Source organism: Micromonospora sp. CA-111912, assembly GCF_050948415.1.
GTDB lineage: Bacteria > Actinomycetota > Actinomycetes > Mycobacteriales > Micromonosporaceae > Micromonospora.
This window is the reverse complement of record NZ_CP192007.1, coordinates 4,205,248-4,227,549: the sequence shown is the minus strand read 5'-3', so window position 1 is coordinate 4,227,549 and position 22,302 is coordinate 4,205,248. Positions and strand designations below refer to the sequence as shown.

Below are 22,302 nucleotides of genomic sequence, written 5' to 3'. Positions count from 1 at the left end.
TGGCACGGGCCCCGGTCACGCCGGCACCGCCCCGAACCGCTCCACGGGAATCCTCGCGTACACCCGGTAGCCACCGCCCGGGCGGGCCCCGGTGCGCAGCGTCCCACCGTAGAGGCCGACCCGCTCCCGCATGCCCACCATGCCGTGCCCGATCCGGTCCGGGGCCGGCCCCGGACCTCGGCCGGTGTCGGTCACCTCGACGGCCAGGAACGCCGCGCCGAAGGTCAGCCGGACCACTGCGGTGGCGTCCCCGGCATGCTTGAGCGCGTTGGTCAGCGCCTCCTGCACGATCCGGTAGACGGTCAGCGCCACCCCCTCCTCCAGGGGCCCGGGGGTGCCCTCGGTGCGCAGCGTCACCGGCAGTCCGGCCTCGCGCACCTGCTCCACCAGGGCCTCGATGCCGGCCAGGCCGGGCTGCGGGGCCAGGTCGGCGGCCGGTTCGGCGTCGGTGCGCAGCACGTCGAGCAGCCGGCGCATCTCCCGCAGGGTCGCCCGGCTGGTGTCCTCGATCGTGGCGATCGCCTCGTCGGCGGCGTCCGGGTCCCGGCGCAGCACCCGCCGGGCGCCGGTGGCCAGCACGCCCATCACGCTCACGTGGTGCGCCACCACGTCGTGCAGTTCCCGGGCGATGCGGCGCCGCTCGTCGGCGACGGCCTGCTCGGCCAGGGACTGCTGGTTCTGCTCGGCGGAGCGGGCCCGCTCCCGCAGCGCCTCCGTCGAGGTGCGCCGGGCGTGCACCGCCCGCCCCACCGCGTACGCCACCACGGCGGTGAGCAGGTTGTTGAGCACCAGGTACGCCGGGCCGGCCCCGAGCACCGCGTCGTCGGCGGGGGTGAGGACGTTGACCGCCGCCACCGGCAGCCACAGCACGACTGTGGCCGCCGCGGCGGTCCGCACCGGCCGGTGCGCCGCCATCGTGTAGGTGAGCACCACGAAGGTGAGGCTCTGCGTGGTGGGGGCGAGCCCGAGCAGCGCCGGCAGGGCGAGGGTGGCCACGGCGGCGACCACCGCCAGCCACGGTGCGACCCGGCGCAGCGCCACCGGAGCGGCGCACAGCACACTCCAGCCGACCGCGACGGGCAACGGGCCGAGCTGGAACTCCTGCGGGGAGAGCAGGACGAACACGACGTCCACCAGCACCACGGCGACGGCGGACAGCGCGTCGGCGGCGAGCGGGTGGCGGCGCAGCAACGCCCTCGGCCCTCCGGTCATACCGGAACGCTAGCCGCCGCCCCGCGCGATCGATCGTCGCCGGCGGTGAACCCCGTCTCCTCCTCAGGGAGGAGGCTCACTCGTCCGCCTCGGGCGGTGCGGGCCGGGACCGGGCGTCGACCAGCGGATTCGCGCTGCCGGCGGCGGCCGGGAACGGCGGCGGGGTGCCGCCGAAGCTCGGGCACAGCGCCTGGTGGTTGCACCAGTCGCAGAGCCGGCTCGGGCGGGGCCGGAAGTCCTGCCGGGCGGTGGCCGCCTCGATCGCCTGCCACAACGCCACCACGGTCCGCTCGAAGCGCAGCAACTCGTCGGCGTCGGGGGCGTAGTCGCAGACCTCGGCGTCCTTGAGGTAGAGCAGCCGCAGCACCCGGGGCACCACGCCGCGGGTGCGCCACAGCACCAGCGCGTAGAACTTGAGCTGGAACAGCGCCCGGGCCTCGAACGCCTCCCGGGGGGCACCGCCGGTCTTGTAGTCGACCACCCGCAGCGCCCCGTCCGGGGCCACGTCCAGCCGGTCGAGGTAGCCCCGGATCAGCAGCTCGTCGTCGACCACCGCGGAGATCAGCGCCTCCCGCTCGGCCGGCTCCAGCCGGCGCGGGTCCTCCACCGCGAAGTAGCCCTCCAGCAGCCCTGCCGCCGCGCGCAGGAACTCGGCCGTGCCGGCCGGGTCGCCGGCGTCGAACAGGCCGGCCAGCTCCGGCTGCTCGGTGACCAGCCGGTCCCACTGCGGGCCCACCAAATCGCCGGCCGCCTCCGGGGTGCGTGCGGCCGCCGGCAGGTCGAACAGCCGCTCCAGCACCGCGTGCACCAGCGTGCCCCGGGCCTGCTCCACGCTGGGCCGTTCGGGCAGCCGGTCGATGCTGCGGAACCGGTAGAGCAGCGGGCAGGTCTTGAAGTCGGCCGCCCGCGACGGCGACAGCGACGCCCGGACCGTGGCCGGCACCTCCGTCGTGGCCGGCATCCCCGTCGTGGCCGGCATCCCCGCCGTGGCCCGCGCCTGCTGCTGGTCGATCACCGGTTCCGCCGTCATGCCCGGAAGGTTAGGCCACCGGTCCGACATGCCCGTCCCCGCCGCTCCGAGCGGTGGGCGTCGGCGGCGGGTACGTAGCATCGGGGCGATGGAGCAGCAGACGACCCGGCCGCGGCGGCGGCCACAGCGGTCCGCCGGATTCACCGTCGGCCGGGTGTTCGGGGTGCCGCTGCACCTCAACGGGTCGATGCTGCTGCTGACCCTGCTGGTCACCGTCATGTACGCCGAGTTCGCCCGCAGCCAGCTCGACCTGTCCCAGCTCGGCGGCTACCTGATCGGCTTCGGATTCGTCGTGTCACTGCTCGGCTCGGTGCTGCTGCACGAGCTGGGCCACGCCCTGACCGCCCGCCGGTACGGCATCGGTGTGCGGGGGATCACCCTGGAGCTGCTCGGCGGGTACACCGAGATGGACCGCGACGCCCCCAGTCCCCGGGTGGACCTGCTGGTGTCGCTGGCCGGCCCGGCGGTCTCCGCGGCGCTCGGCGCCGCCGCCGTGGCCGCCACCCTGGCCCTGCCCGACGGCACCCTGGCCAACCAGCTCGCCTTCCAGCTCGCGGTGAGCAACGTCATCGTCGCCGTGTTCAACCTGCTGCCCGGGCTGCCGCTGGACGGCGGGCGGGCGCTGCGCGCCGCCGTGTGGGCGCTGACCCGGGACCGGCACACCGGCACCGAGGTCGCCGGCTGGGTCGGCCGGGCCGTCGCCGTCGGCACCGCCGTGCTGGTCGTCGTCCTCGCGGTGAACCGGCTGCTGGTGCCGCTGGCGTTGCCGCTGATGCTGCTGGTCGCGTTCACCCTGTGGCGCGGCGCGGGGCAGTCCGTGCGGCTGGCCCGGATCAGCCGCCGGTTCCCGCTGATCGACCTGCGCCGGCTGGCCCGCCCGGTCTTCCCGGTGCCCACCGGCACCCCGCTGGCCGAGGCGCAGCGCCGCCGCGCCGAGGGCCCCCGGCCCGACGCGGCCCTCGTCGTCACCGACGCCACCGGCCGGCCGGTGGCCCTGCTCGACCCGGTCGCCGCCGCCGCGGTGCCGCCGGAGCGGCAGCCGTGGATCGCCGTCGACACGGTGTCCCGCTCCCTGGCCACCCTGCCCACCCTGCCGGTCGGCCTGGACGGCGAAGCGGTGATGGAGGTCGTGCAGACCCACCCGGGCGCGCAGTACGTCGTGACGGCAGGCGAAGATGTCGTCGGCGTTCTGCACATCGCGGATCTGGCGCAGCTCCTGGAACCCAAACGGAAGATGAACACGTGACCGCACATCCCTCCGCCCTGCCGGCCGACCCCGGCACACCGGTGCCCGCCGACCCCTCGGCGCCGCCGCCCGTGCCGATGACTCCAGGTCGCGACGCGGCGTCAGAGGCACCGAGCCGGAACCATCGCAGGGGGCCGTTCCGCCCCGGCGACCGGGTGCAGCTGACCGACCAGAAGGGGCGGATGCACACGGTCACCCTGGAGCACGGCAAGGCGTTCCACACCCACCGGGGCATCCTGGACCACGACACCCTGATCGGGCTGCCCGACGGCAGCGTCGTGACCACCTCCGGCGGCGGGACCGCGTTCCTCGCCCTGCGCCCGCTGCTGTCGGACTACGTGTTGTCCATGCCGCGCGGTGCTCAGGTGATCTACCCGAAGGACTCGGCGCAGATCGTCGCCATGGGCGACATCTTCCCCGGGGCGAAGGTGCTGGAGGCCGGCGCCGGCTCCGGGGCGCTGAGCTGCTCGCTGCTGCGGGCCGTCGGCAGCACCGGCGAGCTGCATTCCTACGAGGTACGCGACGACTTCGCCCAGATCGCCCGGCGCAACGTCGAGGCGTTCTTCGACGGCCCGCACCCGGCGTGGCGCCTGAACGTCGGCGACGTGGCCGGGTGCCCCGAGACCGGCTTCGACCGGATCATCCTCGACATGCTGACGCCGTGGGAGACCCTCGACATGGTCGAGCGGGCGTTGCTGCCCGGCGGCGTGTTCATCGGGTACGTGGCCACCACCCCGCAGTTGTCCGAGCTGGTGGAGGCGCTGCGCGAGCGCGGCGGCTGGACCGAGCCGCGGGCCTGGGAGTCGCTGGTGCGCGACTGGCACGCCGAGGGCCTGGCCGTGCGCCCCGACCACCGGATGATCGCGCACACCGCGTTCCTGGTCTCCGCCCGCAAGCTCGCCCCGGGGGTGACCGCCCCGCCTCGGCGGCGCAAACCCAGCAAGGGCGCCGAGGCGTACGCCGAGCGGCGGCAGGTGCTGCGGGAGGCCGAAGCGGCCCGACAGGCCGCCGCGGCCTCGGCCGCCGAGGCGCGTCCCGAGGCCACGGAGGAGCGGGACGCGCCGTGACCAGCCAGCGAAACGGTCGGGCGTGAGCGGACGGGCCACCGGGCCGGGCGGGGCGCGACCCGCCGGCCCGGCCCGGCCGGCGGGAGGCGGCATGGGCGAGCGGACGCACCGGCCCGGCGCGGGCCGGTGCGGCGACGGCGGCGAACGGGGGGAGGCGTCGTGAGTCAGCCCGGCTTCGGCGGTCAGGACGTGCCGGCGGTCTTCCCCGACTGGTCGCCCTACACCGACCTGGAATCGGCGGCGCGGGCCTATCTGCGGGATCCGGACGTCGCCCTGGAGGCCCTCGGCGGGGTGCTGCGCGGCGCGTCCGTGCTCGGCTTCACCCTGGAACGCTTCGTCAACGAGGTCAACGGGGTGTGGCAGGAGGTGGTGGTCTGCGACGGCAGCCGCCTCGTGCTGTGGCACGGCGAGGACGTGCCGCCGGGCGAGGGGCCGCCCGGGGCGATGACCTCGTCGCTGCGGGTGGTGCCGGTGTCCACCGTCACCGAGGTGGGCTGCCGGCGGCGGCTCACCCGGGCCGACGACGGCGGGATCCGGGTCGACAGCATCGACGTCTACCTGCTGCTCACCTCGCTGGACGAGGCGCCGCCGGGCGACGAGGCAGCCGGAGCGCCCAGGCACGACGCGCTGCGGTTCGGCAAGACCCTCGACGACGGCGGGGCGGGGCAGATCGCCCGGTTGGAGGAGTTCTCCCGGCTGGTCGCCTCGGTGGTCGGCCGTCCGGTGCTCTGAAAGACCCGGGCCGCCCCGGTCGGGGCGGCCCGGCGCGGTCAGTCGTCCTCGGCCTCCGGGCCGGCGACCTCGACGCCGTCGCTGCCGCGCACCACATGGATGCACTCGCCCGGGCACTCCTTCGCCGAGTCGATCACTTCCAGGCGCAGGTGTGCGGGCACGTCCACCCGGCTGGCCGGGGCCAGATGGAGCTCGCCGTCGGGGCCCTTGACGTACGCCAGGCCGTCGACGTCGAACTCGAAGACCTCCGGCGCGTACTGCACGCACAGGCCGTCACCCGTGCAGAGGTCCTGATCCACCCAGACCTGCAACGTGTCGGTCGCGACCTCGGCCATCGGTGCACCCCCCATGTTCTCCCGTCCCACGTCACGACGGTACCCGAACGCCCGGACCTGCCCCTGCGGCCACCCTGGCGATCAAGGTTCGGTGACGAGGGCGTTGCGTGGGACCGAATCGGCCTCATAGCGGCTAGTGTTAGGGCAGAACGTTCAAGCCCCCCGGGGAGGTGGGACGTGGCACGCAGCGACGACGCGGACTCGCGCGCCGCACGGTGGGAGAAGGAGGCCCACGATCTCTCCACGCAGGTCGCGTTCCTTCAAGAGGAACTCGCTCTGGTGCGGCGCAAGTTGACCGAAAGCCCCCGACACGTCAGGCAGCTCGAAGAGCGGCTGGCGGCCACCCAGGCACAGTTGGCGCGGCTGACCGAGAACAACGAACGGCTCGTCGGCACTCTCAAGGAGGCCCGGGCGCAGATCGTGACGCTCAAGGAGGAGATCGACCGCCTCGCGCAACCGCCGAGTGGCTACGGTGTCTTCCTGGCGGCACACGAGGACGGCACGGTGGACGTGTTCACCGGGGGGCGCAAGCTCCGGGTCGCCGTCTCACCCTCGCTGGACGTCGCGGAATTGCGGCGTGGCCAGGAGGTCCTGCTCAACGACGCGCTCAACATCGTCGACGCGTTCGGCTTCGAGCGGGTCGGCGAGGTGGTGATGCTCAAGGAGATCCTCGCGGGTCCCGACGGCGCACCGGGTGACCGGGCGCTGGTGGTGTCCCACTCCGACGAGGAGCGGATCGTGCACCTCGCCGACACCCTGATCGGTTCGCCGATCCGGGCCGGTGACTCGCTCATGATCGAGCCCCGCTCGGCGTACGCGTACGAGCGGATTCCGAAGAGCGAGGTCGAGGAGCTGGTCCTGGAGGAGGTGCCCGACGTCGACTACACCGACATCGGCGGCCTCCAGTCACAGATCGAGCAGATCCGCGACGCGGTGGAGCTGCCCTTCCTGCACGCCGACCTGTTCCGCGAGCACCAGCTCCGCCCGCCCAAGGGGATCCTGCTCTACGGGCCGCCAGGCTGCGGCAAGACGCTCATCGCCAAGGCGGTGGCGAACTCCCTGGCCAAGAAGATCGCCGAGCGGTTGGGTAAGGAGAGGCACACCAGCTTCTTCCTCAACATCAAGGGCCCGGAGCTGCTCAACAAGTACGTCGGCGAGACCGAGCGGCACATCCGGCTGATCTTCCAGCGCGCCCGGGAGAAGGCCGGCGAGGGCACCCCGGTGATCGTGTTCTTCGACGAGATGGACTCGATCTTCCGGACCCGTGGCTCCGGCGTCTCCTCGGACGTGGAGAACACCATCGTCCCCCAGCTGCTCAGCGAGATCGACGGCGTGGAGGGCCTGGAGAACGTCATCGTCATCGGCGCCTCCAACCGGGAGGACATGATCGACCCGGCCATCCTGCGCCCCGGCCGGCTCGACGTGAAGATCAAGATCGAGCGGCCGGACGCCGAGGCGGCCAAGGACATCTTCTCGAAGTACATCCTCGTCGGGCTGCCGCTGCACGGCGACGACCTGGCCGAGCACGGCGGCGACCCCCAGGCCACCGTCGCGGCGATGATCGACGCGGTCGTGCTGCGGATGTACTCCGAGACCGAGGACAACCGCTTCCTCGAGGTGACCTACGCCAACGGTGACAAGGAAGTCCTCTACTTCAAGGACTTCAACTCCGGCGCGATGATCCAGAACATCGTCGACCGGGGCAAGAAGATGGCCATCAAGGAGTTCCTCAGCTCCGGTCGCAAGGGCCTGCGCCTGCAGCACCTCCTCGACGCCTGCGTCGACGAGTTCCGGGAGAACGAGGACCTGCCCAACACCACCAACCCGGACGACTGGGCCCGGATCTCCGGCAAGAAGGGCGAGCGGATCGTCTACATCCGCACGCTCGTCTCCGGCGGCAAGGGCACGGAGGCCGGCCGGGCGATCGAGACCGCCAGCAACACCGGTCAGTACCTGTAGGCCGACCAGCACGCTGCGGGGCCCGCGACACCACTGTCGCGGGCCCCATCGCGTCCCGCCGCCCGGGACCGTCCTCGGGCGACACCCGACGCGGCCCGCCCGCCACACCCCCGCACCGCGCGGCGCGGACTACGCTCGACATGACGGGGGACCGGGTCGGCGAGTGAAGCGGGTAGGTCGATGAGCGTAAGACGGATCATGGGCACCGAGGTCGAGTACGGCATCTCCGTGCCCGGCCAGGCAGGCGCCAACCCGATGGTCACCTCGTCCCAGGTGGTCAACGCCTACGGGGCACGCCCCGAACTCAACCGGGGCGGCCGGGCGCGCTGGGACTACGAGGAGGAGTCGCCGCTGCGCGACGCCCGCGGCTTCACCTACTCCGGTGCCGCGTACGACCCCGCCGAGGCCCTCGCCGACGAGGACCTGGGACTGGCCAACGTGATACTCACCAACGGTGCCCGGCTCTACGTCGACCACGCCCACCCGGAGTACTCCACACCGGAGGTGACCAACCCCCTGGACGTGGTGCGGTGGGACAAGGCCGGGGAGCGGGTGATGGCCGAGGCGTCCCGCCGGGCGGCCACCATCCCGGGCACCCAGCCCATCCACCTGTACAAGAACAACACCGACAACAAGGGCGCCAGTTACGGCACCCACGAGAACTACCTGATGCGCCGGCAGACGCCGTTCTCCGACATCGTGGCGTACCTGACGCCGTTCTTCGTCACCCGGCAGATCGTCTGCGGTGCGGGCCGGGTCGGCATCGGCCAGGACGGCGGCGCCAGTGGCTTCCAGATCTCCCAGCGCGCCGACTTCTTCGAGGTCGAGGTCGGGCTGGAGACCACCCTCAAGCGGCCGATCATCAACACCCGGGACGAGCCGCACTCCGACGCCGACAAGTACCGCCGGCTGCACGTCATCATCGGCGACGCGAACCTGTCGGAGATCTCCACGTACCTGAAGGTCGGCACCACGGCCCTGATCCTCACCATGATCGAGGAGAAGGCGCTCGGGCCGGACCTGGGCATCGCCGACCCGGTCTCGGAGCTGCGCGCGGTCAGCCACGACCCGTCGCTCAATCACCGGATGCGGCTGCGCGACGGGCGCCGGCTGACCGCCCTGGACGTGCAGTGGGCGTACTTCGAGCGGGTGCGGTCCTTCGTGGACGACCGGTACGGCGCGGACGCCGACGCGCAGACCAACGACGTGCTGGACCGGTGGGAGAGCGTGTTGGACCGGCTCGGCCGCGACGCGTTCCTGTGCGCCGACGAGCTGGACTGGGTGGCGAAGCTGCGGCTGCTGGAGGGCTACCGGGAGCGGGAGAAGCTCGGCTGGGGCGCGCACAAGCTCCAGCTGGTCGACCTGCAGTACTCCGACGTGCGGCCGGAGAAGGGGCTCTACCACCGGCTGGTGCAGCGCGGCTCGATGAAGACGCTGCTGACCGACGAGCAGACCCGTACCGCGATGACCGAGCCGCCGGAGGACACCCGGGCCTACTTCCGGGGCCGTTGCCTGGCGCAGTACGCCTCGGAGGTGGTGGCCGCGAGCTGGGACTCGGTCATCTTCGACGTGGGCCGGGAGTCGCTGGTGCGGGTGCCGATGATGGAGCCGGAGCGGGGGACCCGCGCGCACGTGGGCGCGCTGTTCGACCGGTGCGTCAGCGCCAAGGACCTGCTGGAGACGTTGACCGGCGGCTGACCCGCCGGGACAAAAGCCCGTCGCACGCTGGAGAAGCTGGCGCGCGACGGGCTTTTCGTCATTCCCGCGAGGTAAGTTCATCGGAGACGATCGTGGAGGAGGCGGCAATGGCCACTCATGACAGCGGCGGGCAGTCGCAGTCGGGCAAGGCCCGGCAGGGCGAGGAGATCGAGGACGTCACCACCGAGGCGAACCCGGAGGTCGCCGAGCGGCACGCCGAGATCACCGAGGACGTCGACGACCTGCTCGACGAGATCGACTCCGTCCTGGAGGAGAACGCCGAGGAATTCGTGAGGGGTTACGTCCAGAAAGGCGGAGAATAGGCGTAACGTCCGCTTTGCCTGAGGGTGGCTCACCTCGCGCGACGGTCGTGGGCGCCGACAGCTGACCGCGCGCCGGGCGTCCTGGCAGCGGTCGGCACGTCGCGCGCGGGTGCCCACGCGAGTGGTCGATGACCGGCGGCGGCCGTGCCCCTGCGTGGCGATCCCGATACGGAACATCTGGACCACGATCATCGCGCGGGATCATCGCGCGGGATACTCTGCTTCAACTGCAACGGTGGTCTTGGCCAGTTCCGTGACAGTCCCACGAGGCTGGCCAGGGCGATCACGTACCTGAGAGGAACCACGTGGCAGCGGGCTTTGATCCATCCGGGCGTCTACCAGATGTGTTCACCAACGCGGGGACGTCCTCCTTCACCACATTCCTGAGCAGGGCCGCTCCCGAGATGCTGCCCGGCCGCCGGCCGCTGCCCCCGGGCATGGCCGCCGACCTGGCGCCGCACGCGACCACCATCGTTGCCATCTCGGCCGCCGGCGGCGTGGTGCTGGCGGGCGACCGCCGGGCCACCATGGGCAACCTGATCGCCCAGCGCGACATCGAGAAGGTGCACCCGGCCGACGCCTACTCGCTGGTCGGCATCGCGGGCACCGCGGGCATCGGCATCGAGCTGATGCGACTGTTCCAGGTGGAGCTTGAGCACTACGAGAAGATCGAGGGCGCGATGCTCTCGCTCGACGGCAAGGCCAACCGGCTTGCCTCCATGATCCGCGGCAACCTGGGCGCGGCCATGCAGGGCCTCGCGGTCATCCCGTTGTTCGCCGGCTTCGACCTGGCCGCGAGCGACCCGGCGCGGGCCGGCCGGATCTTCAGCTTCGACGTCACCGGTGGCCCCTACGAGGAGACCGGCTACGACGCGATCGGCTCCGGCTCGATCTTCGCCCGGTCCGCGCTGAAGAAGCGCTTCCGCGCCGGCCTGTCGATCGACGACGCGGCGCGGCTCGCGGTCGAGGCGCTCTACGACGCGGCCGACGACGACACGGCGACCGGCGGGCCGGACCTGACCCGTCGGATCTACCCGGTGGTGATGACCGCGACGGCGGAGGGCACCCACCGGCTCACCGACGCCGAGACGGCCGCCGTCGCCGAGGCCGTGGTCGCCGGCCGGATGGAGAACCCGGGCGGCTGAGCCCGCCCCCGCCCAGTCAGCAGTCGTCAGCACAGCGCCCAGAAGGAGAACCGCCGCCGTGGCCATGCAGTTCTACGCCTCGCCCGAGCAGATCATGCGCGACCGCTCCGAGCTGGCCCGCAAGGGCATCGCCAGGGGCCGCAGCGCGGTCGTGCTGAGCTACTCCGGCGGGGTGCTCTTCGTCGCGGAGAACCTCTCCAGCACCCTGCACAAGGTCAGCGAGATCTACGACCGGATCGGCTTCGCCGCCGTCGGCCGCTACAACGAGTTCGAGAACCTGCGCCGTGCCGGGGTCCGGATGGCCGACCTCAACGGCCTGAGCTACGACCGGCGCGACGTCACCGGCCTGGCGCTGGCCAACGCGTACGCGCAGACCCTCGGCGCCATCTTCACCGAGCAGTCGAAGCCGTTCGAGGTGGAGATCTGCGTGGCCGAGGTGGGCGCGACGCCGCAGGACGACGCGCTCTACCGGCTGACCTACGACGGGTCGGTCAACGACGAGCCGGGCCGGATGGCGATGGGCGGGCAGGCCGACGCGATCTCCGGTTCGCTCAAGTCGAAGCACCGTCCGGACATGTCGCTCGGCGAGGCGGTCCGGCTGGCCCTGGCGGCGCTGAGCAGCGTCGGCGGCGAGGGCGGTGCGGCCCGCACGATCGCGGCCAACCAGCTTGAGGTGGCGGTCCTGGACCGGGGCCGGGTGGGCCGGACGTTCCGGCGGATCACCGGGGCGGCCCTGACCACCCTGCTGGACGCGGACGCCGACGCGGCGAACGACTCGGCGTCGACCGAGGAGCGCCCGGAGCATCCGGCCACGCCGACCGAGGAGGCGAAGAAGCCGACCACCTCGGCCGGCTCGGCGGACCTGGAGGGTCAGCGGGCGGACGACACGCCCGAGGCGTAGCCCGTCCGTCCCGGCCGACGGCACCGTCACGCAACCGGTCGTCCCCTCAGGGGGCGGCCGGTCGCGTGTGTCCGGACACCACCCCAGCGGCCCGGACGTGTCGGCGGGGACCCGGCCGCCCACCGCCGCCCCGGCGGATGGCGGGCGGGCCGGCGCCGTACCCGCCGGGCGGTCGGGCTCCGGGGCGGTCAGCCCTGCCCATTCGGGGCCTGAGAGGGCTAATGTCACATCATGGAGCGGCGAATCTTCGGCATCGAGACCGAGTACGGCGTCACCTGTACCTACCGTGGGCAGCGGCGGCTGTCCCCCGACGAGGTCGCGCGATACCTGTTCCGTCGGGTGGTGTCGTGGGGCAGGTCGAGCAACGTGTTCCTGCGCAACGGCGCCCGCCTCTACCTGGACGTCGGCTCCCACCCGGAGTACGCGACCCCGGAGTGCGACTCGGTGGTGGACCTGGTGGCCCACGACCGGGCGGGGGAGCGGATCCTGGAGGGGTTGCTCATCGACGCGGAGAAGCGGCTGCACGACGAGGGCATCGCCGGCGAGATCTACCTGTTCAAGAACAACACCGACTCGGCCGGGAACTCCTACGGCTGCCACGAGAACTACCTGGTCTCCCGGCACGGCGAGTTCGGCCGGCTGGCGGACGTGCTGATCCCGTTCCTGGTCACCCGGCAGCTGATCTGCGGCGCGGGCAAGGTGCTGCAGACGCCCCGCGGCGCGGTGTACTGCCTGTCCCAGCGCGCGGAGCACATCTGGGAGGGCGTGTCGTCGGCGACCACCCGGAGCCGGCCGATCATCAACACCCGCGACGAGCCGCACGCGGACGCGGAGCGCTACCGGCGGCTGCACGTCATCGTCGGCGACTCGAACATGAACGAGGTCACCACGCTGCTGAAGGTCGGCTCCGCGGACATCGTGCTGCGGATGATCGAGGCGGGGGTGGTGATGCGGGACCTGACGCTGGAGAACCCCATCCGGGCGATCCGCGAGGTGTCGCACGACATCACCGGCCGGCGCAAGGTGCGGCTGTCCTCCGGCAAGGAGGTCAGCGCCCTGGAGATCCAGCAGGAATACCTGGCGAAGGCGACCGAGTTCGTGGAGCGACGCGGCGGGGACCAGACGGCCAAGCGGGTGGTGGAGCTGTGGGGCCGGGTGCTCAGCGCGGTGGAGACCGGTGACCTGGAGCCGGTGTCCCGGGAGATCGACTGGGTGTCGAAGCTGCGGCTGATCGAGCGGTACCAGCGCAAGCACGACCTGCCGCTGTCGCACCCCCGGGTGGCGCAGATGGACCTGGCGTACCACGACGTGCGGCGCGGGCGGGGCCTGTACGGGCTGCTGGAGCGGCGCGGGGAGGTGGACCGGGTGGCCACGGACCCGGAGATCTTCGAGGCCAAGGAGACGCCTCCGCAGACGACCCGGGCCCGGCTGCGGGGCGAGTTCATCCGGCACGCGCAGGAGAAGCGGCGGGACTTCACCGTCGACTGGGTGCACCTGAAGCTCAACGACCAGGCGCAACGCACCGTGCTGTGCAAGGACCCGTTCCGGGCGTACGACGAGCGGGTGGAACGCCTGATCGCCAGCATGTGACCGGCCGGGCTTCCGTCCGCGGCGCTGGCCGCGGCGGGCGGGGGCCCGCCGGGTAGGCTGGCCCTGCCATGACGATGTCTGAACCTCCCGAGCGCGACCGAGGCGCCGAGAAGCTGAACTGGGTGGAGCGCCGGCGCGAGAAGATCCGGGCCGAGGTCGAGCGCAACCGGCGCGGCGATCACAAGGTGCCGACCTGGGTGCTGGCGGTCGCGCTGGCGGTGATCGTCGGCGGCTGGCTGGCGCTGATCTTCCTAACCTGACGGCCCGCAGCCCCGCAGCCCTGTCGGCAGGCCTGACCGACTCAACGGGCGAGCGCGGCGGCGTGCCGTCCGGCGGCGGCGGCGGCCAGGAAGTAGGCGTGGTCGGCGTCCAGGCCGCGGCCCATCGTGGACAGTGGCACGGCGCTGGCGCGCAGCGCGGCGTCGAGCCCGTCGGCGGGCACCCGGACGATCCGGTGCCGCCCGGCGAGCGGGGCCAGCGCGGCCTCCACGTCCCGGGCCAGGTCCGGGGCCAGGCCGTCGGGCACGACCAGGTCCGCCGGGGCGAGCGCCACCCTGCCGTACGCGGTGAGGCTGTGGTGGGACACCCCGCGGTGCCGGGGGCGGGGATCGGCGTCGGAGATCCGCAGCGAGCCGACCGGCCGCCCGCCGAGGGCGGCGATCGCGTTGACCGCCTCGCCGACGGCCACCCCCGAGTACCCCCACCGGGTGCCGGTGCCGAGGTTGCCGGGGCCCTGGGCGAGGACGACCACGTCGGCGGCGAGGACGTGCCGGGCGGCGAGCAGGCCGCTGTGCACGGTGGTGGCCTCCAGGTCGCCGCCGAACGCCTGCCCGACGCTGACCGTGCCGACGAGTTGGTCGCGCAGCCCGTCGAGGGTGCGGGAGAACCACGCCGGCAGCGCCCCGCCGTCGGTGAGCACGTATGCCACCCGGGCGTCGGGGGCGTCGGCGCGAACCCCGGCGAGGATCGCCGGTAGGGCGGAGTGCAGGTCGGCGGTGACCACCGGCAGCCCGGCGACGTCCTCGGCGGTCTCCAGCGCCGCCCGGTGCGGGCTGGCCTCCTCGTCGACGCCGAGCAGGATCGGTTGCAGCGGGGTGTAGCGGGCCTTGACCAGGTGCCCGGCCTCGCGGGTGTCGCCCGCCTCGGCCGGATCCGCCGGCAGCCGGTCGGGCAGCGCCACGACCAGCGCGTATCCGCCGGTGCCGAGGCCCATCAGCAGCGCGCCCGCGTTGAGCAGCACCCGGTCGCCGGGTACCGGCCGGCCGACCAGCTCCGGGTAGGCCAGGGCCCGCATGGTGCCGCCGTCGGTCAGCTCGACATCCAGCTCCACCGCGCCGGTCCACTCCCGCCGCAGCGCCGTCACGGTTCCCGCCCGCCATCGCACCATGCCCGCACGCTAGCGACCCCCGGGTGCGGGCCGCCACGGAGGGGTCAGGGGGAGGGGTCCTCCTGGGTGTGCCGGGCGCGGCGGTGCCGGGCCTCGGGTCGGGAGGGGGTGGGGTCGAGGAAGACGTAGCCGATCTCGGGGTAGCGCTCGATGAGGCGCCGCTCGGCCTCGTCGGCGGCGGCCTCGATGACGGCGCCGGTGGCCTCGTCCCGGAAGTCGACCTTCGCGGCGACCAGGATGTCGTCCGGGCCGAGCTGCATGGTGAGCAGGGTGTCGATGCGCTCGACGGCGGGCAGCCCGTTGAGCTCCTGCTCGATCTCCAGGCGCAGCCGCTCGGGGATGGCCCGGCCGACCAGCAGGGAGATGTTGGCCTTGGCGAGGGTGCCGGCCACGACCAGCAGGAGCACACCGATGGCGATGGAGGCGAGGCCGTCGTAGAGCTCGTCGCCGGTCCAGTGCGACAGGGTCAGGCCGGCCGCGGCCAGCAACAGGCCGACGAGGGCGGCGCTGTCCTCCAGGAAGACGGCCTTGACGGTGGTGTCGGCGGTGAGCCGCAGGAACCGCCGGGGGGTGGTGCGCCAGCGCCGGGACTCGCGGCGGATCTGCCGCACCGCCCGAGCCAGGGAGACCGACTCGATGGCGAACGAGACCGCCAGCACGACGTACGAGACGAGGTAGTTGCCGCTGTGCTCGTGCACCAGGATGGTGGTGACGCCGTGGGTGATGGCGAAGCCCGCGCCGGCGACGAAGGTGAACAGCGCGGCGAGGAAGGCCCAGACGTAGCTCTCCTTGCCGTACCCGAAGGGGTGCCGGACGTCGGCGGGGCGCGCTCCCCGGCGCAGCGCCAGGTAGAGCAGCGCCTCGGTGGTGGTGTCGGCGACCGAGTGGGCGGCCTCGGAGAGCATGGCCGCGGAGCCGGAGATCAGGCCGGCCGCCAGCTTCGCCACGGCGATGGCGAGGTTCGCCGCGCCCGCCACCACCACGGTGCCGACACTCTCGGCCCTGACGTCCGCTTCCGACATGGGGTCACCATATGACCGCGTCGAGGTCCTCGCCCGGAGACGGAGAGTCACCGCCGGAGGCGTAGGCGCGACGCGCCCGCGCGGGTGCACGGGCGTGCCACGCGGGCTGCTAGCGTTCACCCCGTGTCGCGGACCCGCACCGAACGCCTGGTCAACTTGGTGATCTGCCTGTTGTCGACGCGACGGTTCCTGACCGCCGCGCAGATCGCCGCGACCGTGCCCGGCTACGAGCACGATCCGGACGACGCGAAGGATCACGAAGCGTTCCAGCGCAAGTTCGAGCGGGACAAGGCCGAACTGCGGGAGCTCGGGGTGCCGCTGGAGACCGGCACGGCGAGCGTCTTCGACGCCGAGCCCGGCTACCGGATCGCCCACCGGGAATACGCGCTGCCGGACATCCCGCTGGAGCCCGACGAGGCCGCCGCGGTGGGCATCGCGGCGCGGCTGTGGCAGCACGCCGGGCTGGCCGCTGCGGCGTCGTCCGGGCTGGCGAAGCTGCGTGCCGCCGGGGTGGACGTGGACCCGCAGGCCACTCTGGGCCTGGAGCCGATGGTCACGGTCGACCCGGCGTTCGCGCCGCTGACCGCCGCCGCCCGGGACCGTCGCGAGGTCAGCTTCGACTACCGGGTGCCCGACCGGGACGCCCCGACCCGCCGCCGGTTGCAGCCGTGGGGGGTGGTCTGCTGGCGCGGCCGGTGGTATGTGGTGGGTCACGACCTGGACCGGGCGGCGACCCGCTGCTTCCGGCTCTCCCGGGTCGTCGGCACCGTCCGGGTGGCCGGCGCGCCGGGCGGCTACCAGCCGCCGGCGGGGGTGGACCTGATCAGCCACGTGGCCCGCTGGTCGGGGCCGGTGGAACGCACCGGGCGGGCGACCGTGCTGGTCGCGTCGGGGCGCGCGGTGGGGCTGCGCCGTTGGGCGGTGGAGGCCGCGTCCGGGCCGGACGGCGACCGGCTGGTCCTGCCGTACGCCGACCCGGAGTCCCTGGCCCGGCAACTGGTGGGGTACGGCCCGGACGTGCGGGTGGTGGATCCGCCGGAGGTGCGCGAGGCGGTCATCCAGCGGCTCAAGGAGATCGCCGTCCGGCACGAGGAGCTGACCGTGACCGGAGGTGCCCGATGACCCGTCCCGCCGCCCGCTCGGCGGCTGCGCGCCCCGGCGGCAACCGGGCCTCGGCGGACCGGCTGGCCCGGCTGCTGAACCTGGTGCCCTACCTGCTGGCCCGCCCGGGGATCGAGATCGCCGAGGCGGCCGGGGACCTGGGGGTCACCGAGCGGCAGCTGCGGGAGGACCTGGAGCTGCTGTGGGTGTGCGGCCTGCCCGGGTACGGCCCGGGTGACCTGATCGACATGGCCTTCGACGGCGACCGGGTGACCATCACCTACGACGCCGGGATCGACCGGCCGCTGCGGCTGACCCCGGACGAGGCCCTCGCCCTGGTGGTGGCGCTGCGGATGCTGGCGGAGACCCCGGGGGTGACCAACCGGGAGGCCGTGGAGCGGGCCCTCGCCAAGATCGAGGACGCGGCCGGTGACCTGGTCGCCGCCCCGGTCGAGGTGCGCCTCCCCGTCGACAGCCGGCGGGTCGAGGAGCTGCGCGCCGCCGTGGCGCGGGGCCGGGCGCTGCGGATCACCTACTACACCGCCGCCCGGGACGAGACCACCGAGCGGGTGATCGACCCACTGCGCATGCTGATGGTGGGCGGCCGGGCCTACGCGGAGGCGTGGTGCCGCCGCGCGGAGGCGGTGCGGCTGTTCCGGGTCGACCGGATCGACGCGGTGACCGAGCTGGACGAGCCGGCGGCGGCACCGCCGCAGGCCCGCCCGTACGACCTGTCCGAGGGAGTGTTCCGACCCTCGCCGGACCTGCCGCTGATCACCCTGCGGATCGGCCGGGGCGAGCGGTGGATCACCGAGTACTACCCGTGCGAGCGGGTCGAGGCCGGCGACGGCGACCAGTGGCTGGTGTCGCTGCGGGTGACCGACCTCGGCTGGGCCCGGCGGTTCGTGCTGGGGCTGGGCCCGGACGTCACCGTGGTGGCCCCGGGGGAGCTGGCCGAGCAGGTCCGTGCCCAGGCGGTCGCCGCCCTGGAGGCGTACGCCACTCCCGATGCCACCCCGGCGGGGTCCGTGGGGTCCCGGTAGGCTGGCCGCCGTGGTGACGTGGATCGTGGTGGCGGTGGTGCTGTTCGCGCTCGTGGTGCTGGCGTTGGCCGTGCGGCCGGTGGTGGCGCGGCTGCCCCGGCTGCGGCGGGCCGCGGTGGCGTTGCAGAGGCGTCAGGCCGAGGCGGAGGCTTTGCAGGTCAGCGCGGAGGCACTCCAGGACCGCGCGGAGGCCCTCCAGGGTCAGGTGACCGTCGCCCAGCAGCGGGTCGCGGTGATCAAGGCCAAGCGCGGCCACTGATCGGCGGCGGTCGGTCCGGTGCGCGATCGCCGCGCGTTTGGGGCGATAGCGCGCAGAATCGGTCGGCCGCCGATGGTTGACGGGACGAGCGGGGTTGGTCAAGACTTCACCGACCGGCCGTGACCACCAGCGGCCCGGCGGGTGGCAACGGGCCCTCACGCACGTACGATGGGCTCCGGTACACCCCTCAGAGACGACACAGAGCGACTGGAGCTTCCCATGGGTGCCCTCAAGCCGTGGCACATCGCCGTACTCGTGGTCGTGCTGATCCTGCTGTTCGGTGCGAAGCGGCTCCCGGACGCGGCCCGTTCGCTGGGCCGTTCGCTGCGGATCATCAAGGCCGAGACGAAGAGCCTGCACGACGACGACCGTGACCTGGCGGAGAAGGCCGACGCCCAGGCTGCCTACCAGCCGCTGCCGCCGCAGGCCGCCGGGCAGCAGCAGCCGTACGCGCCGCAGCCCCATGTCCAGCCGCAGCAGCAGCCCTACGCCCCGCAGGCGCCGCAGCAGCCGGTCATCGACCCGGTGCAGCGCGTCCGGGACAACTGACCGAAGGGCCCACCACCGTGGCCTTCGCCCTGCGTAAACGTGGTCCGAGCACCTTCGAACGGGCCTCCGACGGCTCGATGACCCTCATCGAGCACGTCCGTGAGCTGCGCAACCGGCTGTTCCGGGCGTCCCTGGCCCTGCTCGTCGGCTTCGGCTTCGGCTTCTGGCTGGCGGAGCCGGTGCGGAAGCTGCTGTCGAAGCCGTACTGCGACCTTCCGGCGTCGATCGACCCGGACACGGGCAAGTGCAACTTCGTGCAGCTCGGCGTCGCCGACGTCTTCCTGCTCAACCTGAAGATCGGCCTCTGGGTCGGGTTGATCGTCGCCGCCCCGGTCTGGCTCTACCAGCTGTGGGCGTTCATCGCCCCGGGCCTGCACCGGCACGAGCGCCGGTACGCGTACATCTTCACGTCGCTCGCGGCGCCGCTGTTCGCCGCCGGCGCGGTGCTGGCCTTCTTCGTCACCACGAAGGGGCTGGAGTTCCTGCTCAACATCTCCGGCGACGACATCGCGACGACCCTCGAGGTGACCCGGTACATCTCGTTCGTCACCAACCTGATCCTGCTCTTCGGGGTGGCGTTCGAGTTCCCGCTCATCGTGCTGATGCTCAACTTCGTCGGGCTGGCCAGCGCGAAGCGGCTGCTCAGCTGGTGGCGGATCGCGGTCTTCGTGTTCTTCGCCTTCTCCGCCGTGGTCACCCCGACGCCGGACCCGTTCGGCATGACGGCCCTGGCCCTCTGTCTGATCGCGCTGTACTTCGGCGCGGTCGGCGTGGCGTTCCTCAACGACCGGCGGCGTGGGCGGGGCAAGGAGGCCTACGCCGGGATCGACGACGACGAGGTGTCGCCGTTGGAGCTCGACGACGATCCGGTCGCCCCCGGCCAGCGGGTCGAGGCCGCCGACTCGATCGGCACGCCGGAACCGGTCGCCGCCCCGACGCCGATCGACCGCCGCTACGACGAGATGACCTGACGGGCGTACACCCGCCCGGACCCGCGACGACGGGCCGCCCCCACCCGGGGCGGCCCGTCGTCGCGTCGGTGGGGCCGGGTGCCGCTGCCGACCCGGCCACCGAACCGGGCGGCGGGGAGGTGACCGGGGCCACCAGGCGCTGCTGAGCCCGCGTTTCGGGACTCGCGATATGGTGACTGCGCCCCTGATCGGCACCGATCGTCCCTTCGGCAGGAGAAGCCCTGATGGCAGAGACGCCCCTTACCGTTACCGTCACCGGCGCAGCCGGACAGATCGGCTACGCGCTGCTGTTCCGGATCGCGTCCGGGCAACTGCTCGGTGGCGGGAGGCGGGTGAAGCTCCGGCTGCTGGAGATCCCGGCTGCGGTGCGCGCGGCCGAGGGCACCGCCCTGGAGCTGGACGACTGCGCGTTCCCGCTGCTGGCCGGCGTGGACGTCTTCGACGACCCGAAGCAGGCGTTCGAGGGCGCCAACGTGGCGCTGCTGGTCGGCGCGCGGCCCCGTACCAAGGGGATGGAGCGCGGGGACCTGCTGGCGGCCAACGGCGGCATCTTCAAGCCCCAGGGCGAGGCGATCAACGCCGGCGCCGCACCGGACATCAAGGTGCTCGTGGTGGGCAACCCGGCCAACACCAACGCCCTCATCGCCCAGGCGCACGCCCCCGACGTGCCCGCGGACCGCTTCACCGCGATGACCCGGCTGGACCACAACCGGGCAATCGCGCAGCTCGCGCGCAAGCTCCAGGTCACCGTCGCGCAGGTGAAGAAGCTGACGATCTGGGGCAACCACTCGGCCACCCAGTACCCGGACGTCTTCCACGCCGAGGTCGACGGCCGTCCGGTGGCCGAGCTGCTCGACGACCGGTCCTGGCTGGCCGACGAGTTCATCCCCCGCGTCGCCAAGCGCGGTGCCGAGATCATCGAGGTACGGGGGGCGTCGTCGGCCGCGTCGGCCGCGTCCGCCGCGATCGACCACGTGCACGACTGGATCAACGGCACGCCGGAGGGCGACTGGACCTCGGCCGCGATCGTCTCCGACGGCTCCTACGGGGTGCCGGCGGGCCTGATCTCGTCGTTCCCGGTGGTCGCCCGCGACGGCCGGTTCGAGATCGTGCAGGGCCTGGGCGTCGACGAGTTCTCCCGGCAGCGCATCGACGCGTCCGTGGCCGAGCTCCAGGAGGAGCGCACGGCCGTGCAGGGGCTCGGCCTGCTCTGACCCTGACGGTGTACCGATCGTGACGGTGGCCCGCGGAGCGTTGTGCTCCGCGGGCCACCTTTGTCCCGGCCGGCCCGACGGTCAGGCCAGCACGCTGCGGTGGGCTCGGATCAGGTCGGCGTACCGGCGGCCGCTGGCCTTGACGGTGCGCTGCTGGGTGGCGTAGTCGACGTGGACCAGGCCGAACCGCTTGTCGTAGCCGTACGCCCACTCGAAGTTGTCCAGCAGCGACCAGGCGAAGTAGCCGGCCACGTCCACGCCCCGCCGGGCCGCCGAGGCGCACGCCGCGAGGTGCTCCTCCAGGTAGCGGGTGCGCTCCGGGTCGTCGACCGTGCCGTCCGGGTTCACCCGGTCCGGCCAGGCGGAGCCGCTCTCCGTGACATGCACCGGGCCGGCGCCGTACTCCTCGGCGAGGCGCACCAGCAACTGCTCCAGGCCGGCCGCGTGGGTCTCCCAACCCATCGCCGTCTCGACCGCCCCGGGCACCGGCACCTGGCGGGCGTAGGGCGGGGGACCGTCCGGGTCTGCGACGACCCGCTGCCGGAAGTAGTAATTGAGCCCGAAGAACTCCAGCGGGGTGGCGATCGTCTCCAGGTCGCCGGGGCGGACCGGCGGCGCGGTGCGGTACACCTCCAGCATGTCGGCGGGGTATCCACGGCCGAAGAGCGGGTCCAGCCACCACCGGTTGACGTGCCCGTCGGCGCGGGCGGCGGCGGCGACGTCCTCGGGGCGGTCGCTGGCCGGTTCGATCGGGCTGAGGTTGCACACCACGCCGACGGAGGCGGGCTCGACGGCGTTCGCACGGATCGCCGCGGTTGCCAGGCCGTGTCCGAGCAGCAGATGGTGGGCGGCGGGGACGGCCAGCGCCAGGTCGGCGTCGCCGGGGGCCATCCGGCCCTCCAGGTGGCCGATCCAGGCCGAGCAGAGCGGCTCGTTGATCGTCGTCCAGTCGCGGACCCGGTCGCCGAGCGCGCCGGCCACCACGGCCGCGTAGTCGGCCAGGGCGTACGCGGTGTCCCGGGCCGGCCAGCCGCCCCGGTCCTGCAGGGCCTGCGGCAGGTCCCAGTGGTAGAGCGTGACGAACGGCCGGATGCCGGCCTCCAGCAGGGCGTCGACCAGTTGGTCGTAGAAGGCCAGCCCGGCCTGGTTGACCCGGCCGGTGCCCTCGGGCAGCACCCGGGGCCAGGCCACCGAGAACCGGTACGCGTCGACGCCGAGCCCGCGCATGAGGGCGACGTCCTCGGGCCAGCGCCGGTAGTGGTCGCAGGCGACGTCGCCGGTGTCGCCGTTGTCGATGGCGCCGGGCACTTGGCAGAAGGTGTCCCAGATGGAGGGTGCGCGGCCGTCGGCGTCGACGGCACCCTCGATCTGGTACGCGGAGGTCGCCACGCCCCAGCGGAAGTGGGCGGGCAGGGCGGTCAGGTCGGCCACGGGCGTGCTCCTTGGGTTCCGGTTGGGGTGGCGCGGGACGGCAGGAGGGGGTGGGACGGGGTGGTCGCGGCGGCGCGCGTCGGGCGG

General features: G+C 73.0%; 23 protein-coding genes. 17 read left to right on the top strand and 6 right to left on the bottom strand.

From position 1 onward, the window contains the following. Positions 1–15: 15 nt before the first annotated feature. Both ACQPZO_RS17560 and ACQPZO_RS17555 read right to left on the bottom strand, forming a co-directional pair. Positions 16–1,212 carry a sensor histidine kinase gene (locus tag ACQPZO_RS17560; protein WP_433342314.1) on the bottom strand — a complete coding sequence of 399 codons (1,197 nt, stop codon included), beginning with the start codon at positions 1,210–1,212 and terminating at the stop codon, positions 16–18. Between the two features lie 76 nt (positions 1,213–1,288). Continuing rightward, on the bottom strand, positions 1,289–2,242 hold the full coding sequence (locus ACQPZO_RS17555) for a RecB family exonuclease (RefSeq protein ID WP_433342311.1): 954 nt from the start codon (positions 2,240–2,242) through the stop codon (positions 1,289–1,291). 154 nt (positions 2,243–2,396) lie between these two features. Here ACQPZO_RS17555 and ACQPZO_RS17550 point away from each other — a divergent pair, with 154 nt between their 5' ends. The 3 genes from ACQPZO_RS17550 to ACQPZO_RS17540 all read left to right on the top strand — a co-directional run bounded on the left by ACQPZO_RS17550 (position 2,397) and on the right by ACQPZO_RS17540 (position 5,287). After that, entirely contained in the window at positions 2,397–3,488 is a 1,092-nt protein-coding gene (locus ACQPZO_RS17550; RefSeq protein ID WP_433351048.1) for a site-2 protease family protein, read from the top strand. Then, positions 3,485–4,555: a tRNA (adenine-N1)-methyltransferase gene (locus tag ACQPZO_RS17545; RefSeq protein ID WP_433342308.1), complete on the top strand. Its 1,071-nt coding sequence runs from the start codon at positions 3,485–3,487 to the stop codon at positions 4,553–4,555. Before ACQPZO_RS17550 ends, ACQPZO_RS17545 begins: the two co-directional genes overlap by 4 nt. A gap of 159 nt (positions 4,556–4,714) precedes the next feature. After that, a complete protein-coding gene (locus ACQPZO_RS17540) occupies positions 4,715–5,287 on the top strand; it encodes a hypothetical protein (protein ID WP_405107680.1) in 573 nt (190 codons plus the stop codon). A gap of 38 nt (positions 5,288–5,325) precedes the next feature. On the opposite strand, the gene ACQPZO_RS17535 is transcribed toward ACQPZO_RS17540, so the two are convergent. Beyond that, entirely contained in the window at positions 5,326–5,622 is a 297-nt protein-coding gene (locus ACQPZO_RS17535) for a ferredoxin (RefSeq protein WP_433342306.1), read from the bottom strand. Positions 5,623–5,799: 177 nt separating this feature from the next. Between ACQPZO_RS17535 and arc the strand changes: the two genes are divergently transcribed. The 8 genes from arc to ACQPZO_RS17495 all read left to right on the top strand — a co-directional run bounded on the left by arc (position 5,800) and on the right by ACQPZO_RS17495 (position 13,498). Then, the gene (gene arc, locus ACQPZO_RS17530; protein WP_405107685.1) at positions 5,800–7,581 is read left to right on the top strand and encodes a proteasome ATPase; all 1,782 of its coding nucleotides are present in this window, start codon (positions 5,800–5,802) and stop codon (positions 7,579–7,581) included. Between the two features lie 180 nt (positions 7,582–7,761). Next, positions 7,762–9,279 carry a depupylase/deamidase Dop gene (dop, locus tag ACQPZO_RS17525; RefSeq protein ID WP_433342304.1) on the top strand — a complete coding sequence of 506 codons (1,518 nt, stop codon included), beginning with the start codon at positions 7,762–7,764 and terminating at the stop codon, positions 9,277–9,279. A 107-nt stretch (positions 9,280–9,386) separates the two neighbouring features. After that, the gene (locus ACQPZO_RS17520; RefSeq protein WP_117667512.1) at positions 9,387–9,602 is read left to right on the top strand and encodes a ubiquitin-like protein Pup; all 216 of its coding nucleotides are present in this window, start codon (positions 9,387–9,389) and stop codon (positions 9,600–9,602) included. 144 nt (positions 9,603–9,746) lie between these two features. Then, complete coding sequence (locus ACQPZO_RS17515) at positions 9,747–9,989, top strand: endonuclease domain-containing protein (protein ID WP_243639353.1); 243 nt, start codon at positions 9,747–9,749, stop codon at positions 9,987–9,989. Beyond that, the gene (prcB, locus tag ACQPZO_RS17510) at positions 9,908–10,747 is read left to right on the top strand and encodes a proteasome subunit beta (protein WP_387018101.1); all 840 of its coding nucleotides are present in this window, start codon (positions 9,908–9,910) and stop codon (positions 10,745–10,747) included. Before ACQPZO_RS17515 ends, prcB begins: the two co-directional genes overlap by 82 nt. 58 nt (positions 10,748–10,805) lie before the next feature. After that, the gene (prcA, locus tag ACQPZO_RS17505; protein WP_433342302.1) at positions 10,806–11,648 is read left to right on the top strand and encodes a proteasome subunit alpha; all 843 of its coding nucleotides are present in this window, start codon (positions 10,806–10,808) and stop codon (positions 11,646–11,648) included. A 231-nt stretch (positions 11,649–11,879) separates the two neighbouring features. Continuing rightward, complete coding sequence (gene pafA / locus ACQPZO_RS17500; RefSeq protein WP_433342299.1) at positions 11,880–13,238, top strand: Pup--protein ligase; 1,359 nt, start codon at positions 11,880–11,882, stop codon at positions 13,236–13,238. Positions 13,239–13,306: 68 nt separating this feature from the next. Continuing rightward, a complete protein-coding gene (locus ACQPZO_RS17495; RefSeq protein ID WP_433342298.1) occupies positions 13,307–13,498 on the top strand; it encodes a hypothetical protein in 192 nt (63 codons plus the stop codon). 41 nt (positions 13,499–13,539) lie between these two features. Here the strand turns inward: ACQPZO_RS17495 and ACQPZO_RS17490 are convergent, their stop codons facing one another. Together ACQPZO_RS17490 and ACQPZO_RS17485 are read right to left on the bottom strand one after the other, a co-directional pair. Beyond that, positions 13,540–14,625 (bottom strand): DUF3866 family protein, encoded by a 1,086-nt coding sequence (locus ACQPZO_RS17490; protein WP_433342295.1) that lies wholly within the window; start codon positions 14,623–14,625, stop codon positions 13,540–13,542. A 44-nt stretch (positions 14,626–14,669) separates the two neighbouring features. Next, positions 14,670–15,647, bottom strand: coding sequence for a cation diffusion facilitator family transporter (locus ACQPZO_RS17485; protein WP_433342294.1), 978 nt, complete (start codon positions 15,645–15,647; stop codon positions 14,670–14,672). A 123-nt stretch (positions 15,648–15,770) separates the two neighbouring features. Between ACQPZO_RS17485 and ACQPZO_RS17480 the strand changes: the two genes are divergently transcribed. The 6 genes from ACQPZO_RS17480 (at position 15,771) to ACQPZO_RS17455 (ending at position 20,784) form a co-directional block, all read left to right on the top strand. Next, complete coding sequence (locus ACQPZO_RS17480; protein ID WP_433342291.1) at positions 15,771–16,769, top strand: helix-turn-helix transcriptional regulator; 999 nt, start codon at positions 15,771–15,773, stop codon at positions 16,767–16,769. After that, positions 16,766–17,791: a helix-turn-helix transcriptional regulator gene (locus ACQPZO_RS17475; protein WP_433342290.1), complete on the top strand. Its 1,026-nt coding sequence runs from the start codon at positions 16,766–16,768 to the stop codon at positions 17,789–17,791. The genes ACQPZO_RS17480 and ACQPZO_RS17475 overlap by 4 nt, the downstream gene beginning before the upstream one ends. A gap of 10 nt (positions 17,792–17,801) precedes the next feature. After that, the gene (locus ACQPZO_RS17470; RefSeq protein WP_433342287.1) at positions 17,802–18,050 is read left to right on the top strand and encodes a hypothetical protein; all 249 of its coding nucleotides are present in this window, start codon (positions 17,802–17,804) and stop codon (positions 18,048–18,050) included. Positions 18,051–18,269: 219 nt separating this feature from the next. After that, positions 18,270–18,599 carry a Sec-independent protein translocase subunit TatA gene (tatA, locus tag ACQPZO_RS17465; RefSeq protein ID WP_433342285.1) on the top strand — a complete coding sequence of 110 codons (330 nt, stop codon included), beginning with the start codon at positions 18,270–18,272 and terminating at the stop codon, positions 18,597–18,599. A gap of 17 nt (positions 18,600–18,616) precedes the next feature. Next, positions 18,617–19,570: a twin-arginine translocase subunit TatC gene (tatC, locus tag ACQPZO_RS17460; RefSeq protein ID WP_433342284.1), complete on the top strand. Its 954-nt coding sequence runs from the start codon at positions 18,617–18,619 to the stop codon at positions 19,568–19,570. Between the two features lie 224 nt (positions 19,571–19,794). Continuing rightward, a complete protein-coding gene (locus tag ACQPZO_RS17455) occupies positions 19,795–20,784 on the top strand; it encodes a malate dehydrogenase (RefSeq protein WP_433342281.1) in 990 nt (329 codons plus the stop codon). Positions 20,785–20,865: 81 nt separating this feature from the next. Here the strand turns inward: ACQPZO_RS17455 and ACQPZO_RS17450 are convergent, their stop codons facing one another. After that, positions 20,866–22,215 carry a GH1 family beta-glucosidase gene (locus ACQPZO_RS17450; RefSeq protein WP_433342279.1) on the bottom strand — a complete coding sequence of 450 codons (1,350 nt, stop codon included), beginning with the start codon at positions 22,213–22,215 and terminating at the stop codon, positions 20,866–20,868. Positions 22,216–22,302 lie beyond the last annotated feature (87 nt).

Excerpts from the sequence above, each read along its gene's own strand:
- ACQPZO_RS17560 (WP_433342314.1), bottom strand. The coding sequence starts at position 1,212 with ATGACCGGAGGGCCGAGGGCGTTGCTGCGCCGCCACCCGCTCGCCGCC.
- ACQPZO_RS17555 (WP_433342311.1), bottom strand. The coding sequence starts at position 2,242 with ATGACGGCGGAACCGGTGATCGACCAGCAGCAGGCGCGGGCCACGGCG.
- ACQPZO_RS17535 (WP_433342306.1), bottom strand. The coding sequence starts at position 5,622 with ATGGCCGAGGTCGCGACCGACACGTTGCAGGTCTGGGTGGATCAGGAC.
- dop (WP_433342304.1), top strand. The coding sequence starts at position 7,762 with ATGAGCGTAAGACGGATCATGGGCACCGAGGTCGAGTACGGCATCTCC.
- ACQPZO_RS17520 (WP_117667512.1), top strand. The coding sequence starts at position 9,387 with ATGGCCACTCATGACAGCGGCGGGCAGTCGCAGTCGGGCAAGGCCCGG.
- pafA (WP_433342299.1), top strand. The coding sequence starts at position 11,880 with ATGGAGCGGCGAATCTTCGGCATCGAGACCGAGTACGGCGTCACCTGT.
- ACQPZO_RS17495 (WP_433342298.1), top strand. The coding sequence starts at position 13,307 with ATGACGATGTCTGAACCTCCCGAGCGCGACCGAGGCGCCGAGAAGCTG.
- ACQPZO_RS17490 (WP_433342295.1), bottom strand. The coding sequence starts at position 14,625 with ATGGTGCGATGGCGGGCGGGAACCGTGACGGCGCTGCGGCGGGAGTGG.
- ACQPZO_RS17485 (WP_433342294.1), bottom strand. The coding sequence starts at position 15,647 with ATGTCGGAAGCGGACGTCAGGGCCGAGAGTGTCGGCACCGTGGTGGTG.
- ACQPZO_RS17475 (WP_433342290.1), top strand. The coding sequence starts at position 16,766 with ATGACCCGTCCCGCCGCCCGCTCGGCGGCTGCGCGCCCCGGCGGCAAC.
- tatA (WP_433342285.1), top strand. The coding sequence starts at position 18,270 with ATGGGTGCCCTCAAGCCGTGGCACATCGCCGTACTCGTGGTCGTGCTG.
- ACQPZO_RS17455 (WP_433342281.1), top strand. The coding sequence starts at position 19,795 with ATGGCAGAGACGCCCCTTACCGTTACCGTCACCGGCGCAGCCGGACAG.